This window comes from Sneathiella marina (assembly GCF_023746535.1).
Classification (GTDB): domain Bacteria; phylum Pseudomonadota; class Alphaproteobacteria; order Sneathiellales; family Sneathiellaceae; genus Sneathiella; species Sneathiella marina.
In genome coordinates this window covers 78531-92535 of sequence record NZ_CP098747.1, presented here as the reverse complement: position 1 = coordinate 92535, position 14005 = coordinate 78531, and the positions used below count along the sequence as shown (strand labels likewise).

The window sequence follows — 14005 nt, the reverse complement described above, 5'->3', positions numbered from 1 at the left end:
TATTAGATATCTGATGCGCTGAATTGCCAGAATAAACAAGCGCTGTCAAAAGTTTCTTTCGTCATGACCACAGCTTTATGTGACATTGAGGGAAAAGCTTGCTAAAAACGGGTACATTTTCAACCGTTTTATGCGGAAAATCCAGACTCTAAAAATTATGACTTCTGATACATCACCTTTTCGACCGGTTACGGCTTCCCGGTCACCAGCCTTGACGGGCACTGTCAATGTCCCCGGCGATAAATCGATTTCACATCGATCCCTTATACTGGGGAGTCTCGCGACCGGAGAAACCCGTGTTTCCGGCCTACTGGAAGGCGAGGACGTCTTGCGGACTGCTGCCGCAATGCGGGCTTTGGGGGCAGATATCTACAAAGATCCCTCGGGTGTTTGGCATATATTCGGTCGCGGTGTTGGCGCTTTGTCCGAACCTGATAGAGTGCTCGATATGGGAAATTCTGGTACCGCAGCCAGATTATTGATGGGGCTCGTTGCATCTTGCCCGTTCACGACATTCTTTTGCGGTGATGAATCCCTTCATAAACGACCCATGGGACGAATTGCGTTGCCGATAACGGAAATGGGCGCAAAAATTTCCAGTCGTTCCGAAGGTCGGTTTCCTTTGGCCGTTACTGGCAATCAGCTTATGCCCATTGAGTATGAACTTCCCGTTGCGTCCGCTCAAGTGAAGTCTGCCATTATGCTTGCGGCTTTGGACACTGCAGGAATTACGCGGATAACCGAACCCCGTCCTTCTCGGGATCATACGGAGAATATGCTCCGGCATTTTGGTGCAGAAGTAACAGTAACGACGCTTGAAAATGGCGCCCGTGAAATTACTCTTCCCGGTCAACAAGAGCTGAAACCAGCAGATATTGTTGTTCCGGGTGACCCGTCTTCAGCCGCATTTCTTGTGGTCGCCGCCGCTATTTTGCCAGGCTCGGACGTCACGATTTTAAATGTGGGCTTAAACCCTCTGCGCGATGGATTGTTTGAAACACTCGCGGAAATGGGCGCCGATCTTGAGGTTCTCAATATCCGCATAGAAGCTGGCGAGCGGGTGGGAGATTTACATATTAAAGGTGGGCCACTGCAGGGAATTGAGGTTCCAGTTGGCCGTGCCCCCTCCATGATCGACGAATATCCCGTTTTGTTTGTCGCCGCAGCATTCGCAACGGGAACAACCGTCATGAAAGGCCTTCGCGAGTTACGGGTGAAAGAATCAGATCGGCTGGCGACAATGGCCGCGGGCCTGAAAGCTTGCGGGATCTCATTGGAGGAACTTGAAGACGGATTGATTATTGAAGGAACCGGCAAAGCACCTGCTGGTGGTGCAACAGTCTCCACAGAACTTGATCATCGTATCGCCATGTCGTTTCTCGTCTTGGGCTTGGCAAGCGACCAGCCGGTAACGGTTGATGATGGACGGGTTATGGAAACCAGCTTCCCTGGGTTTGTTCAGCTACTTGAAAGCATGGGTGCCCTGTTTTCGCAAGGGTCCAGCTCATGATCATCGCTGTAGATGGGCCGGTCGCCGCAGGAAAAGGCACCTTGGCGCGAAGAATAGCTGAAAAATACGGCTTTCACTATCTGGATACCGGCGCCTTGTATCGAGCTGTTGGTCTGTTGATGCTAAAAGAAGGACAGGATTTAAGTGATGTAGAAGCGGCGGCAAATATGGCGGCGCGTGTCGGTGAAGTATCGCCTGAAGATCCCGGTTTACGCGAAGAATCAACAGGCGGCGCTGCCTCAATTGTGGCGAATAATTCTGAAGTACGTGCCGCTCTTTTACAATATCAACGTAATTTCGCGCACCGTAAACCCGGTACCGTACTGGACGGACGGGATATTGGAACAGTCGTTTGCCCGGAAGCGGAGGTCAAGTTATTTATAACAGCAACCGCAGAAATCCGGGCGCGCCGCCGATTTGATGAGCTCATCGCCAAAGGGAATTCGGTTTCGTATCATGATATTTTAGCTGATTTGAAAATTCGCGATGCACGAGATCAGGGTCGGACAACAGCACCGCTAAAAAAAGCCATAGATGCACACTTGCTTGATACGTCAAAATTGGATATAGAAGCGGCTCTCAACGCCGCGAGTGTCCTCATAGACAATCGCTTAGGCTGAGAATAACCGTTCCGACCACGCCGGAACACCATATATAACTGCTTCTCGCGTGCGAACAGAAATAAAGAGAAGCCTGAGGCCATCAATCCGCCGGAAGACCGGTTTGGCCTGATATCTGGATTGTTAAGGAATTCAAAAATATGACTGAGACTACTCTCACTGATGAAGGCATGCCTGCTATGGAAGACTTTGCAGCTCTGCTCGAAGAATCCTATGGCGCCAACGACAACCTAGAAGGTACTGTCATCAAGGGCACCGTTATTAATATCGAAAATGATCTGGCCATTATCGATGTCGGACTAAAATCCGAAGGCCGTATTCCCTTAAAAGAATTCGCTGCACCTGGACAAGATTCCGATTTGAAAATTGGAGATAGCGTTGAGGTATTCCTGGAGCGCATCGAAAACTCTGCAGGCGAAGCTGTTCTGTCACGGGACAAAGCGCGCCGCGAAGAAGCCTGGGAAAAACTTGAAGTGGCCTTTGCCGCCGCAGAACGTGTTGACGGAATTATTTTCGGACGCGTAAAAGGCGGTTTCACAGTTGATCTTTCCGGTGCCGTCGCCTTCTTGCCTGGCAGCCAGGTTGATGTTCGCCCCGTTCGCGACATTGCACCCCTCCGCGGCATACCACAACCATTCCAGATCCTGAAGATGGATCGTCGTCGGGGTAATATCGTTGTTTCTCGCCGCGCTGTTCTTGAAGAAAGCCGTGCGGAAGCCCGCTCCGAGTTAATCAGCACTTTGGAAGAAGGCCAAACACTTGAAGGTGTGGTCAAAAATATCACCGATTATGGTGCATTTGTTGACCTCGGCGGTGTCGACGGACTGCTTCATGTGACAGATATCGCATGGCGTCGGGTTAATCATCCTTCTGAGGCGCTTACCATTGGCGAAACCGTCAAGGTTCAGGTTATTCGACTGAATAAAGAAACACAGCGCATCAGCCTTGGCATGAAACAGCTGGAAGAAGATCCTTGGGAAGCTCTTGAAGCAAAATATCCTTTGAACAGCAAATTCCACGGCCGTGTAACAAATATCACCGACTATGGTTCCTTTGTTGAACTGGAAGCCGGTGTAGAAGGCCTTGTCCATGTTTCTGAAATGAGCTGGACGAAGAAAAACGTGCATCCAGGCAAAATTGTTTCTACTTCTCAGGAAGTTGAAGTCATGATCCTGGAAGTCGATCAGTCCCGCCGCCGTATCAGCCTTGGCCTGAAGCAATGCCTCGACAATCCTTGGGAATCTTTCGCTGAAACCATTCCTGTGGGATCAACAATTGAAGGCGTCGTGAAGAACATCACTGAATTTGGACTGTTTGTCGGTCTTGAAAATGATGTTGACGGCATGGTTCATATGTCAGACATCGACTGGAGCCAGCCTGGTGAACAGGCAATACAAGCCTATACAAAAGGCGATACAGTGACGGCCAAAGTTCTCGATATCGACGTTGAAAAAGAACGGGTCAGCCTTGGTATCAAGCAGATGAGTGAAGACCCATTTGCCGGTGCCACCGAGATGAAGAAGGGCGCCGTTGTAACTTGTACGGTTTCCGCTATTCAGGATGCCGGAATTGATGTTGAAGTCAGCGAAGGTGTTGTCGGCTTTATCCGTAAAGGTGACCTTAGCCGTGACAGAGCAGAACAACGGCCTGACCGGTTCGCAGTTGGCGACAAGATTGATGCGAAAATCACATCTATCGACAGCAAAACCCGTAAAGTTACGCTGTCAATCAAAGCCAAAGAAGTTGCTGAAGAGAAACAGGCAGTTGCGCAATACGGATCGTCCGATGCGGGAGCCTCTCTTGGAGATATTCTCGGCGCAGCGATGCGTGACGCTGACGAAAAAGGGAAAGACTAATCCCATGACAAGTTCTGTTGCCAGTATGACAAATCCTCTTTTCGGAGAGAAAAATGTCTGCTGACAACGAGACCGCACAAGACAGGCGCCGCCTTAAGCGGCGCCTGTCTTTTTGGCGGATCGTCGCCATTATCCTCGTTATCATCCTCGGTATCTGGATTTTCGATACTTTCTCTGAAGACGACTTAACTGACCATGTTGCCCGTTTGGATGTCAGCGAAATTATTGTCGAAAATGAACGGCGACAAGAAGCCATTGGCCGAATTCGTGATGATGACACGGCAAAAGCCCTGATCGTTTATATTAATAGCCCTGGTGGATCAACCTATGGCAGCGAGCGCCTTTATAAAGCGCTCCGGCGTGTCGCTGAAAAAAAGCCTGTTATTACTATTATCGGGACAATTGGGGCTTCAGGCGGTTATTTAACCGCACTCGCTGGGGAACGTATTTTTGCCGGTGAATCCTCTATCACAGGGTCCATTGGCGTTATTGTCCAGCTCACCGAATTTTCTGAACTCATGGAAAAAGTGGGGGTCACCGCCACAGCCATTACTTCCGGCGGGATCAAAGGAGACCCGTCTCCTTTCAAACCAGTATCCAAAGCCGGTCGAGAGAATTTACAGACAATGGTAACTGAAACTTACGATTGGTTTGTCGATTTGGTCACAGAAAGGCGGCCGCTTGATGAGTCTGAGGTCCGCCGCCTTGCAGACGGCCGCGTACTTATTGGTATTTCCGCTCTCCGCAATGGCCTTATTGATGAACTGGGCGGAATCGAAGAAGCCCGCCATTGGTTGGAATCAGAGCGCCAGATTTCGCGCTCAATCCCGCTTCACAAGATAGATTATAGCGAGCCAAAACCCCTCATTGAGCGCCTTTTTAGCGGAATGTTGGGGAAAAGCGTTATATCTGAACGGCTTACACTTGACGGACTGCTTTCCCTTTGGCAACCTAACTAGAAATCAAAAGACACATTGCTAATTTAAAAAAAAATAGACGTCTCAGGGGGAGCCTTCCATGATCAAATCCGAACTCATCACGCTCATTGCGGAAAACAATCCCCATCTATACCAACGCGATGTCGAGCGCATTGTCACCACCATTTTTGACGAGATTTCAGGCGCTTTGTCTCGCGGTGATCGGGTTGAGCTTCGCGGATTTGGTGCTTTTTCAACGAAAGAGCGGGCGGAACGGATCGGGCGGAACCCGCGAACAGGCGAAGCTGTTAAAGTGGACAAAAAATATGTTCCATATTTCAAGTGCGGAAAAGAGCTACGTGATCGGTTGAATGCAGATTCTTAAGTGTCGCCTTTGAATGCCTTTGCCGGTATTCTGCTGATCCATACGTTTGATATTCAAGGCTGAACATGCTGAAATTTGTTTCCTGGATTTTTTTTATTGTTGTTGCGTTGGTTATTTGTGCGCTCAGCATTGCCAACCGTCACGACGTTATGTTTTCGCTGGACCCTCTACCCTTCGTTTTTGATCTACCCCTCTTTTTGCTTTTACTTGCCGCTGGGTTTGTCGGTTTGATCATCGGTTCGTTTGTAACCTGGCGTCGTGGGTCAAAGGTTCGAACGGAAAATCGGCAAAATCGACGCGAGAATGCAGATTTAAAGGGTCAGAATACGAAACTTACCCAGGATATTGCAGAAACCAAAGCTGCTTCCCAAAATAATATGTCACCGACGTCGGCACAGTCTCCACGTCTTGAACATCAACAATAAGCTACCGAAGAATGCGGATCTTCAGCCCACAAGATGTTGCAGCTGCATTATCTTATCCTGATTTAATTGATGCCCTAAAAGACATGTTCCGGTCAGGCTGTACCATGCCGCTCCGGCACCATCATCCGCTGGACAAGGATGATGCACAGCAAGGAATGCTTTTGCTGATGCCCGCTTGGCAAAAAGACGGGTATCTGGGTGTGAAAATGGTAACCGTCATGCCGGAAAACGGCTCCAAAGGCCTGCCTTCCGTGCAGGGAAACTATACACTTTTCAATGCGGTCAATGGCAGCATTGTTGCCATTATGGACGCGGGTGAGCTTACTTTACGCCGTACCGCCGCTGCATCCGCCCTCGCCGCCTCATATCTCGCCCGCAAGACATCAAGCTCGCTCCTGATGGTCGGCGCTGGCGCCCTGGCGCCTTATCTGATCGACGCTCATCGTTCTGTTCACCCACTGACGGACATTAAAATATGGAACCATAATGGTGACAAGGCAGTAGCACTTGCGAACACTCTGGCAAAGAAAGGTTTGCCGGTGCGCGCTGTTGACAACCTGGAAGAAGCAGCAAGGGCGGCTGATATAATATCCTGCGCCACCCTGTCAACAGATCCCATAATCAGGGGCGGCTGGCTGAAACCCGGAGCACATCTTGATTTGGTCGGCGCATTCACACCTGCCATGCGTGAATGCGATGATACGGCCGTTACAGTCACCAGCCTGTTTGTCGACACTTTTGAAGGAGGGCTACAAGAAGCGGGTGATATCGTACAACCCCTGAATGACGGAATTATCAAAAAATCCGACATCAAGGCAGATCTTTTTGGTCTTTGCGCAAACAATCATGGCGGCCGCACCAGTGAAACCGAAATTACTCTTTTCAAATCCACTGGCGCAGCCCTGGAAGATCTCGCCGCCGCCATCCTCGTTTATACCCAATCCAAGTAACTCTGCTAGGCTGCTAATTCACCTCCGCCTCGTGGAGAATTTGGCCAAACTTCCCGCCGCATGCGATCGCCATACGCCACCAGATTGGGATGTTTTTTAACAGCCGCGAGCAAAGGGCTACGCAACGGCGCGTAAAGCAGATTGGCGATGAAACCGTAAGCGGACGCGTCGACGAGACCGGGCGCTGTCCCCGCAAAATACTGTTTATTTCCAAGAGCATTCGAAAGAGCCTCGATATCTATAGCGCCTTTAGCGTAGATTTCCTCGTTACTATGCCGCGAAATTCCTTGCGCCAGCAGATTGCGCTTTACAATCTTGCGGATTTTTCGAGATATGAGCGAACGAATAATTGGCGGTATGTGCCCGAAAACCAACGGCTGAAAAGAAGCCCAACCATCCTCGTCGATCCAACGGCTATGCATGAGAACAAAATACAAATGTTCTTCTACTAGCCGACGGATCAAAATGTCATTTGGTGCTGTCTCTTGTAAAGGGTCCGTCAAACCTGACGGTGCCATGTCCATTTTAATCCGGTCAATGATCAGCTCGCTGTCTCCAATCACATCATTATCAATTGTTGCAAAAGGAACTTTATTTTTCGGGCCCATTTTGGTGAAGGAAACCTCTGTTTCATAAGGAATTTTCTTCATTCTGAGCCATGTTTCGAGTTTCAGGCCAAAAGGGCTCGCCTGCATCTGCAGAAATGGCGGGAATTGATGAATTGTAATAGATGATGTTTCCATGAGAATCTCATTTCATTGTGTAAATTTCAATAATCATCTAATATCAGCAATCAACTGACACCCTACTGTCAGTTGATGCAGCTTAATGGAAAGGCAAGCTTAATGAGACGCGCAGATAGGCTTTTTCAGATTGTTCAAATACTGCAACGAACCAAATCGGTAACAACGGCTCATGAGATGGCAAAAGAACTCGAAGTCTCGGATCGTACCATTTACCGCGACATACAGGATTTAATGAGCAACCGCGTCCCCATCGAGGGAGAGCGTGGCATAGGCTATATGCTGCGGGACGGTTATGATTTGCCGCCGTTGATGTTTACGGAAGAGGAAATCGACGCCATCATGTTGGGTATACGGCTGGTTGAATCACGTAGCGACCCCGACCTTTCCCGTGCCGCAAATGACGTTCTGGCAAAAATAGAAGCTGTCATGCCAGCGGAAAAAAGGTCCTTGCTACAGTCTGTTCGCCACATCGTCCCACAATTTTCAACGCCGCCGGATATCTATATAGATATGCGCAAGCTCCGAGCTGCTATTCGCGGTTTCCACAAAATCGAGATTCGATACCGGGATACTGTCGGCAATGAGACAGACCGGACGATTTGGCCCATGCTCACAGTTTTTTTCGACCCTGTTCAGCTGCTTGTCGGCTGGTGCGAGCTTCGACAGGGCTTTCGCAATTTCAGGATTGACCGAATTTCATCCCTTTCAACGCTTGAGAATAGATTCCCGTCTTCCAAGAAGTTTGAATTGAAGGCTTTTCTTGAACAACAGCGTAACGTCGACGACGAATAGCCTAAATTGCAGAATTCGAATATTTATGCCTCTATCGCTTCCTATTTCGACAAAAACTTCTATTATCACCGCTGAAATCGACTCTGGCCTGGAATATAGGACTTATATTTATGCGACTAGCACCGCGAAATGCCGTCTTTACGGCTGTTGACACCACAGACATCAGAGCTGCCCGCTCTCTTGGGTCAATCCTGGGTCCGGTTACTGGTGGGATCAAACTTGGCAAAGAGTTTTTTACAGCTCATGGTCCGCAGGGTGTCTTGAATGTTGCGGGCGCGGAAACCCCCTTGTTTCTGGATCTGAAATTTCACGATATTCCAAATACCGTTGCAGGTGGCGTACGCGCAGCTGCCAAAATACTAACCCCGAATATGCTAACCATACATGCAAGCGGCGGTCCGGCGATGATCCGCGCCGCAGCTGACGCCTCTGCAGAATTTGGCTCGTCGCGCCCGCTTATCTTGGCTGTAACGGTTTTGACAAGTATGGATGATGATGATTTGGCGTCGGTTGGTGTTAATAGCACCGCAGAAACTCAAGTACTTCGCCTTGCGGAACTTGCCCAAAAAAATGGAGCGGACGGTGTGATTTGCAGCCCTCGAGAAATTGCCGCCATTCGAAACATATGTGGTCCCGATTTCAACCTGGTGGTACCGGGTATTCGCCCGGCCGGTGCTGATCACGGAGACCAGAAGCGCGTGAAAACACCCTCTGAGGCGATGGCGGATGGGGCGAGCTATTTGGTTATTGGGCGTCCGATTACGGGAGCTGATGATCCAGCCCATGCCATCAGCACTATTCTAGGCAGTTTGGCTGCCTGATGTCGGTACAGGGTAAAATTTGCGGGCTCTCAGACCAAATCTCTGTTGATACGGCGGTGAACAACGGCGCGCGCTTTATCGGGCTGGTATTTTACCCACCAAGTCCGCGAAATATCGATCCAAATCTGGCCTCGCAGCTTGTGTCCAAAATACCCACCAACGTTGATAAAGTGGGCTTGTTTGTTGATCCTGAAGATGCTTTGATCAAGACTGTTCTTGAAAGCGTAAAACTGGACTGGATACAGCTGCACGGATCGGAATCACCAGACCGTGTTCGACATATCCGACAGAAATTTGATACTCGTATTCTCAAAGCCATAAAAATTTCAGATCAATCTGACTTTGAAGCAGCAAAAAATTACGAGAATGTCGCAGATATGTTGCTGTTTGATGCAAAAGCTCCTAAACACATGGCAAATGCATTACCTGGTGGCAATGGGCTGGTATTCGACTGGCGCATAATGCAGGGGTTGGAGTTTTCTATTCCCTGGATGCTGGCAGGTGGGCTTACCGCGGAAAACGTAGCCGAGGCAGTAAAAATCAGTGGCGCCAAGTTTGTGGACACATCTTCGGGCGTTGAAATCGAACCCGGTCGCAAAGACCCTGCAGCCATTACCGCTTTTTTGACCGCCTTGGCAGTAATTGATAGTTGAGAGAAAATTGAAGGCTGAATTCACGATGTCACAACTGAATACATATCGGGCCGGGCCCGACGAAACCGGGCATTTCGGTATTTTTGGCGGACAGTTTGTTGCCGAAACCTTGATGCCGCTTATACTGGAATTGGATACGGCTTATGAGGAGTCCAAAAAGGACAAGGAATTCGCCCAACAACTCAGCGGCCTGCTGAAACATTATGTGGGCCGGGAATCACCCCTGTATCTTGCGGAACGCCTGACCGAGCATTATGGCGGCGCGAAGATCTACCTCAAACGTGAAGACCTCAATCACACCGGCGCCCACAAAATCAACAATTGCATGGGGCAAATCCTTCTTGCATTGCGGATGGGCAAAAAACGCATAATTGCCGAAACCGGAGCCGGACAACATGGTGTCGCGACTGCGACCGTCGCCGCACGATTTGGACTTAAATGCTCGATTTACATGGGCGAAACTGATATTGAGAGGCAAAAGCCCAATGTATTCCGGATGAAGTTACTGGGTGCGGAAGTCGTGCCTGTTTCTTCAGGCTCCCGCACACTGAAAGATGCCATGAACGAGGCGTTGCGGGACTGGGTAACCAATGTGGATGATACCTTCTATATAATCGGAACGGTCGCCGGACCACATCCTTACCCACAGCTCGTCCGTGATTTTCAAACCGTAATCGGTGAAGAAACACGGCGTCAAATGCTGGCGCAGGAAGGCCGCTTGCCAGATACTCTTCTCGCCTGTATCGGCGGAGGATCAAATGCCATGGGTTTATTCCATCCGTTTTTGGATGATGAAGGCATTAAAATCATTGGCGTCGAAGCCGCGGGCCATGGAATAGAAACAGACAAACATGCAGCATCATTGAAAGGCGGCAGGCCTGGTGTTCTTCACGGTAATCGCACCTATCTCCTGCAGGATGATGATGGCCAGATTATTGAAGCGCATTCAATCTCAGCCGGGCTGGATTATCCAGGCATTGGGCCGGAACATTCCTGGCTCAATGACGTTGGCCGTGTTGAGTATGTTAACGCTACCGATAGCGAAGCATTAGAAGCTTTCCAGCTCTGTTGTAAATTGGAGGGCATTATTCCGGCATTGGAATCGGCTCACGCGCTAGCATATCTGGAGAAACTGGCACCTGGATTGCCAAAGGATCATTTAATTGTGGTCAATCTTTCCGGCCGAGGTGACAAGGACATTTTTACGGTGGCAGATGCATTGGGAGTTGAACTGTGAGCGAAACCCGAATTGATCGCCGATTTACCGCTTTGAAAGCGGAAGGCCGAGCAGCATTTGTAACCTATATCATGGCAGGAGACCCAAATTTTGAGGCATCCTTGGCGATTGTCAAAGGACTTCCGGAAGCCGGCGCAGATATCATTGAAATAGGATTGCCTTTCACTGACCCCATGGCGGATGGACCGGCAATTCAGCAGGCTGGCTTACGGTCATTGGCCGGCGGCATGACACTGAAATCTACCTTGCGTCTGGTTTCAGAGTTTCGAAAAACGGATGATGCCACGCCAGTAGTCCTTATGGGATATTATAATCCGATTTACGCCTATGGTGTGGAAAGTTTCCTGACCGATGCGCAGGCCGCCGGGATAGATGGTCTGATTGTAGTAGATCTACCGTCGGAAGAAGATGAAGAGCTTTGCCTTCCCGCTCTTAAAGCAGGGTTAAACTTTATCCGTTTGGCGACACCCACGACGGATGACAAACGTCTGCCGACAGTGCTCGCCAATTCTTCAGGGTTCTTGTACTATGTTTCCATCGCTGGCACTACGGGAGCAGCTGCACCGAAGGCAAGTGATGTTGCCTTGGCAGTCAACAGGATCCGCAAAACAACCGATCTACCGATTGCCGTAGGATTTGGTTTGCGAACCGGCGAACAAGCCGCGGAAATTGCAAAAATTGCCGATGGCGCTGTTGTCGGCACCGCTCTGGTTGAGCAGGTAGCGCTTGGCAGCGATGACCAAGATGCTGTAGAACGGGTTCTAGATCTTGCCAGGAAAATCTCAAAAGGTATCCATGGCGTAAAAAAGAACGAGCAGGACTGACATATGAACTGGCTGACGAACAAGGTTCTTCCGAAATTCCGCCAATTGACAGCGAAGCAGGATACGCCTGACAATCTATGGATAAAATGCCCGGGTTGCGGACAAATGCTGTTTCACAACGACCTGGAAACAAACCAGAATGTCTGTAACCATTGTGAGCATCACATGCGTGTTGGACCGACGGAACGGTTCAAGGCCCTTTTTGATGACGCCAAATATGACGTAATAGAATTGCCGGAAGTTCCAGCAGATCCTCTCAAGTTCCGGGATTCCAAAAAATATACGGAGCGGCTTAAGGACGCCCGTAGCAAAACCGGTGATCGTGACGCCATGATCGTTGCCCATGGCCAAATTACGGGAAACCCGGCAGTTGTCGCTGTCCAGAATTTTGACTTTATGGGCGGCTCTCTCGGGCTTGCGGTTGGTGAAGCCATTGTCGCAGCTTCCAAATTGGCCATTTTGCAAAAAGCCCCTTTGATCCTTTTCTCTGCTGCAGGTGGCGCCCGCATGCAAGAAGGAATTCTATCGCTTATGCAGATGCCGCGAACAACGGTCGCCATTCAGCGCCTAAAAGAATCCAACCTTCCCTTTATCGTCGTTCTCACAGACCCTACAACCGGCGGGGTAACCGCTTCTTATGCCATGTTGGGTGATATCCAGATTTCGGAGCCCGGTGCCCTTATCTGCTTTGCCGGACCGCGCGTGATCGAAGAAACAATTCGCGAAACATTGCCTGAAGGCTTCCAGCGGGCAGAATTCCTTCTGGATCACGGCATGCTTGATATGGTTGTCCACCGGCTGGATCTGCGAGTAACTTTGGCGCGGCTTATTGACTTGACCGGAAATAGGGTGAAAGACCCAAACGCCGTCGATGAAGAGAAGCCGGTTGAGCTGGAAGTCGCCGCTGAGATCACAGAGGAAGACCCGCCGAAAGACCTGAAAGCTGCAGAATAGTCCGGGTTACCGATGACCCAGGAAACCACCGATCATATTCTGACGCGGCTTATGGCATTGCATCCGAAAATCATTGATCTGTCGCTGGATCGCATGTGGCAGATCCTGGAAAAACTTGATCATCCCGAACAACGGCTTCCGCCGGTTATTCATGTAGCTGGTACCAATGGGAAGGGTTCCCTGCTGGCATATCTCCGTGCAATGCTGGAAGCTGCCGGCTATAGGGTTCATGTATATGTGTCCCCACATCTGGTGCGGTTTAATGAACGGATCCGCCTTGCAGGGTCGCTTATTGACGAGGACGCGCTGGCTGAACTCCTTTCATTTTGTGAACGTGCCAACGGATCGTCGCCTATTACCTATTTTGAAGTAACTACAGCTGCCGCCCTGAAGGCATTTGCGGACTCACCCGCCGATATCCTCCTGCTGGAAACAGGGCTTGGCGGGCGCCTTGACGCAACAAATGTCATCGAGAAGCCAGCGCTTACAGCGATTACGCCGATTTCACAGGATCATGCACAATATCTCGGTACGGACATTGCCGGTATCGCCGGTGAAAAAGCCGGAATTCTAAAATCAAATGTTGCGGCCGTCTTTGGCCCGCAAGAACGTCTTGTTTCAGATGTTTTGACAGCCCGCGCCACAACCGTTGGTGCGAAGCCTTATATATATGGTTCGGACTGGTTTTTCTCTGAAGTGGAGGATGGCTGGTGCTTTTCTTCCCAGCTTGGCAAGCGTAAATTTACCTTTCCGTCCTTGCAGGGCACACATCAAGTCGCAAATGCAGCCACAGCCGTCGCTTGTCTGGAGCAATTATCTGGATTTAGGGTCAGTGATAGGGATATTGACAAAGGATTGATCAATGTCCGCTGGCCCGGCCGCCTGCAAAGATTGTTCAAAGGGCCTCTGGTCAACGATTTACCACCACATGTAGAAATCTGGCTCGATGGCGGCCATAATCCTGCCGCTGCAGTGCAGATGGCAAACACCTTTGCAAAATGGAATGTGACAGACCCGAAACCGTCCTACTTGATCGCCGGCATGTTAAACACGAAGGATCAGACAACCTTCTTTTCCCGATTACGCGAAACCGTCAGCAAGGGGTGTTGTATCGCCATCGAGGGTGAGTCCGCAACGACCCCAGCCTCAGACCTCGCCGCTATGGCCCAATCAGGTGGTATTTCCATGACAGCGAAGGATTCTCTTGAGGACAGCCTCCTATATTTACAGCCTGAGCTCGACGCCGGTCCGTGCCGGCTGCTGATTACCGGCAGTCTTTATCTTGCCGGTCAGATACTCAAAGAAAACGAATGAG

The 14005-nt window shown here is 50.0% G+C and carries 15 protein-coding genes; 14 read left to right on the top strand and 1 reads right to left on the bottom strand.

All coding sequences use genetic code 11. The features are described from left to right. The first annotated feature begins 157 nt into the window (after nucleotides 1-157). From aroA to lhpI, 7 genes are all read left to right on the top strand, one after another. On the top strand, nucleotides 158-1510 hold the full coding sequence (aroA, locus tag NBZ79_RS00500) for a 3-phosphoshikimate 1-carboxyvinyltransferase (protein WP_251934497.1): 1353 nt from the start codon (nucleotides 158-160) through the stop codon (nucleotides 1508-1510). Then, on the top strand, nucleotides 1507-2130 hold the full coding sequence (gene cmk, locus NBZ79_RS00495) for a (d)CMP kinase (RefSeq protein WP_251934495.1): 624 nt from the start codon (nucleotides 1507-1509) through the stop codon (nucleotides 2128-2130). The genes aroA and cmk overlap by 4 nt, the downstream gene beginning before the upstream one ends. Nucleotides 2131-2270: 140 nt before the next feature. Further along, nucleotides 2271-3986 carry a 30S ribosomal protein S1 gene (gene rpsA, locus NBZ79_RS00490; RefSeq protein WP_251934494.1) on the top strand — a complete coding sequence of 572 codons (1716 nt, stop codon included), beginning with the start codon at nucleotides 2271-2273 and terminating at the stop codon, nucleotides 3984-3986. Nucleotides 3987-4039: 53 nt separating this feature from the next. Further along, nucleotides 4040-4945, top strand: a complete 906-nt coding sequence (gene sppA, locus NBZ79_RS00485; protein WP_251934492.1) for a signal peptide peptidase SppA — start codon at nucleotides 4040-4042, stop codon at nucleotides 4943-4945. Nucleotides 4946-5003: 58 nt separating this feature from the next. Next, the gene (gene ihfB, locus NBZ79_RS00480) at nucleotides 5004-5288 is read left to right on the top strand and encodes an integration host factor subunit beta (protein WP_251934491.1); all 285 of its coding nucleotides are present in this window, start codon (nucleotides 5004-5006) and stop codon (nucleotides 5286-5288) included. Nucleotides 5289-5353: 65 nt separating this feature from the next. Beyond that, nucleotides 5354-5713 (top strand): lipopolysaccharide assembly protein LapA domain-containing protein, encoded by a 360-nt coding sequence (locus tag NBZ79_RS00475; RefSeq protein WP_251934489.1) that lies wholly within the window; start codon nucleotides 5354-5356, stop codon nucleotides 5711-5713. A gap of 11 nt (nucleotides 5714-5724) precedes the next feature. Next, entirely contained in the window at nucleotides 5725-6663 is a 939-nt protein-coding gene (lhpI, locus tag NBZ79_RS00470; protein WP_251934488.1) for a bifunctional Delta(1)-pyrroline-2-carboxylate/Delta(1)-piperideine-2-carboxylate reductase, read from the top strand. A 5-nt stretch (nucleotides 6664-6668) separates the two neighbouring features. Here lhpI and NBZ79_RS00465 read toward each other — a convergent pair whose 3' ends face one another. After that, a complete protein-coding gene (locus tag NBZ79_RS00465; protein WP_251934486.1) occupies nucleotides 6669-7406 on the bottom strand; it encodes a glutathione S-transferase family protein in 738 nt (245 codons plus the stop codon). 102 nt (nucleotides 7407-7508) lie between these two features. Here NBZ79_RS00465 and NBZ79_RS00460 point away from each other — a divergent pair, with 102 nt between their 5' ends. From NBZ79_RS00460 to NBZ79_RS00430, 7 genes are all read left to right on the top strand, one after another. After that, nucleotides 7509-8201, top strand: a complete 693-nt coding sequence (locus NBZ79_RS00460) for a helix-turn-helix transcriptional regulator (RefSeq protein ID WP_251934485.1) — start codon at nucleotides 7509-7511, stop codon at nucleotides 8199-8201. Between the two features lie 110 nt (nucleotides 8202-8311). Next, on the top strand, nucleotides 8312-9022 hold the full coding sequence (gene pyrF, locus NBZ79_RS00455) for an orotidine-5'-phosphate decarboxylase (protein WP_251934483.1): 711 nt from the start codon (nucleotides 8312-8314) through the stop codon (nucleotides 9020-9022). Further along, entirely contained in the window at nucleotides 9022-9675 is a 654-nt protein-coding gene (locus NBZ79_RS00450) for a phosphoribosylanthranilate isomerase (protein WP_251934481.1), read from the top strand. The genes pyrF and NBZ79_RS00450 overlap by 1 nt, the downstream gene beginning before the upstream one ends. A gap of 25 nt (nucleotides 9676-9700) precedes the next feature. After that, nucleotides 9701-10912: a tryptophan synthase subunit beta gene (gene trpB, locus NBZ79_RS00445; RefSeq protein ID WP_251934480.1), complete on the top strand. Its 1212-nt coding sequence runs from the start codon at nucleotides 9701-9703 to the stop codon at nucleotides 10910-10912. Further along, nucleotides 10909-11736 carry a tryptophan synthase subunit alpha gene (gene trpA / locus NBZ79_RS00440; RefSeq protein WP_251934478.1) on the top strand — a complete coding sequence of 276 codons (828 nt, stop codon included), beginning with the start codon at nucleotides 10909-10911 and terminating at the stop codon, nucleotides 11734-11736. The genes trpB and trpA overlap by 4 nt, the downstream gene beginning before the upstream one ends. 3 nt (nucleotides 11737-11739) lie before the next feature. Next, on the top strand, nucleotides 11740-12690 hold the full coding sequence (gene accD, locus NBZ79_RS00435; protein ID WP_251934476.1) for an acetyl-CoA carboxylase, carboxyltransferase subunit beta: 951 nt from the start codon (nucleotides 11740-11742) through the stop codon (nucleotides 12688-12690). Nucleotides 12691-12702: 12 nt separating this feature from the next. Next, entirely contained in the window at nucleotides 12703-14004 is a 1302-nt protein-coding gene (locus tag NBZ79_RS00430; RefSeq protein WP_251934474.1) for a bifunctional folylpolyglutamate synthase/dihydrofolate synthase, read from the top strand. Nucleotide 14005: the final 1 nt, after the last annotated feature.

What these genes read in the sequence shown, in the direction of transcription:
- aroA (WP_251934497.1), top strand. Translation starts at nt 158, where the DNA reads ATGACTTCTGATACATCACCTTTTCGACCGGTTACGGCTTCCCGGTCA.
- ihfB (WP_251934491.1), top strand. Translation starts at nt 5,004, where the DNA reads ATGATCAAATCCGAACTCATCACGCTCATTGCGGAAAACAATCCCCAT.
- lhpI (WP_251934488.1), top strand. Translation starts at nt 5,725, where the DNA reads ATGCGGATCTTCAGCCCACAAGATGTTGCAGCTGCATTATCTTATCCT.
- NBZ79_RS00430 (WP_251934474.1), top strand. Translation starts at nt 12,703, where the DNA reads ATGACCCAGGAAACCACCGATCATATTCTGACGCGGCTTATGGCATTG.
- rpsA (WP_251934494.1), top strand. Translation starts at nt 2,271, where the DNA reads ATGACTGAGACTACTCTCACTGATGAAGGCATGCCTGCTATGGAAGAC.
- NBZ79_RS00475 (WP_251934489.1), top strand. Translation starts at nt 5,354, where the DNA reads ATGCTGAAATTTGTTTCCTGGATTTTTTTTATTGTTGTTGCGTTGGTT.
- NBZ79_RS00450 (WP_251934481.1), top strand. Translation starts at nt 9,022, where the DNA reads ATGTCGGTACAGGGTAAAATTTGCGGGCTCTCAGACCAAATCTCTGTT.
- NBZ79_RS00465 (WP_251934486.1), bottom strand. Translation starts at nt 7,406, where the DNA reads ATGGAAACATCATCTATTACAATTCATCAATTCCCGCCATTTCTGCAG.
- NBZ79_RS00460 (WP_251934485.1), top strand. Translation starts at nt 7,509, where the DNA reads ATGAGACGCGCAGATAGGCTTTTTCAGATTGTTCAAATACTGCAACGA.
- sppA (WP_251934492.1), top strand. Translation starts at nt 4,040, where the DNA reads ATGTCTGCTGACAACGAGACCGCACAAGACAGGCGCCGCCTTAAGCGG.
- accD (WP_251934476.1), top strand. Translation starts at nt 11,740, where the DNA reads ATGAACTGGCTGACGAACAAGGTTCTTCCGAAATTCCGCCAATTGACA.
- pyrF (WP_251934483.1), top strand. Translation starts at nt 8,312, where the DNA reads ATGCGACTAGCACCGCGAAATGCCGTCTTTACGGCTGTTGACACCACA.
- trpB (WP_251934480.1), top strand. Translation starts at nt 9,701, where the DNA reads ATGTCACAACTGAATACATATCGGGCCGGGCCCGACGAAACCGGGCAT.
- cmk (WP_251934495.1), top strand. Translation starts at nt 1,507, where the DNA reads ATGATCATCGCTGTAGATGGGCCGGTCGCCGCAGGAAAAGGCACCTTG.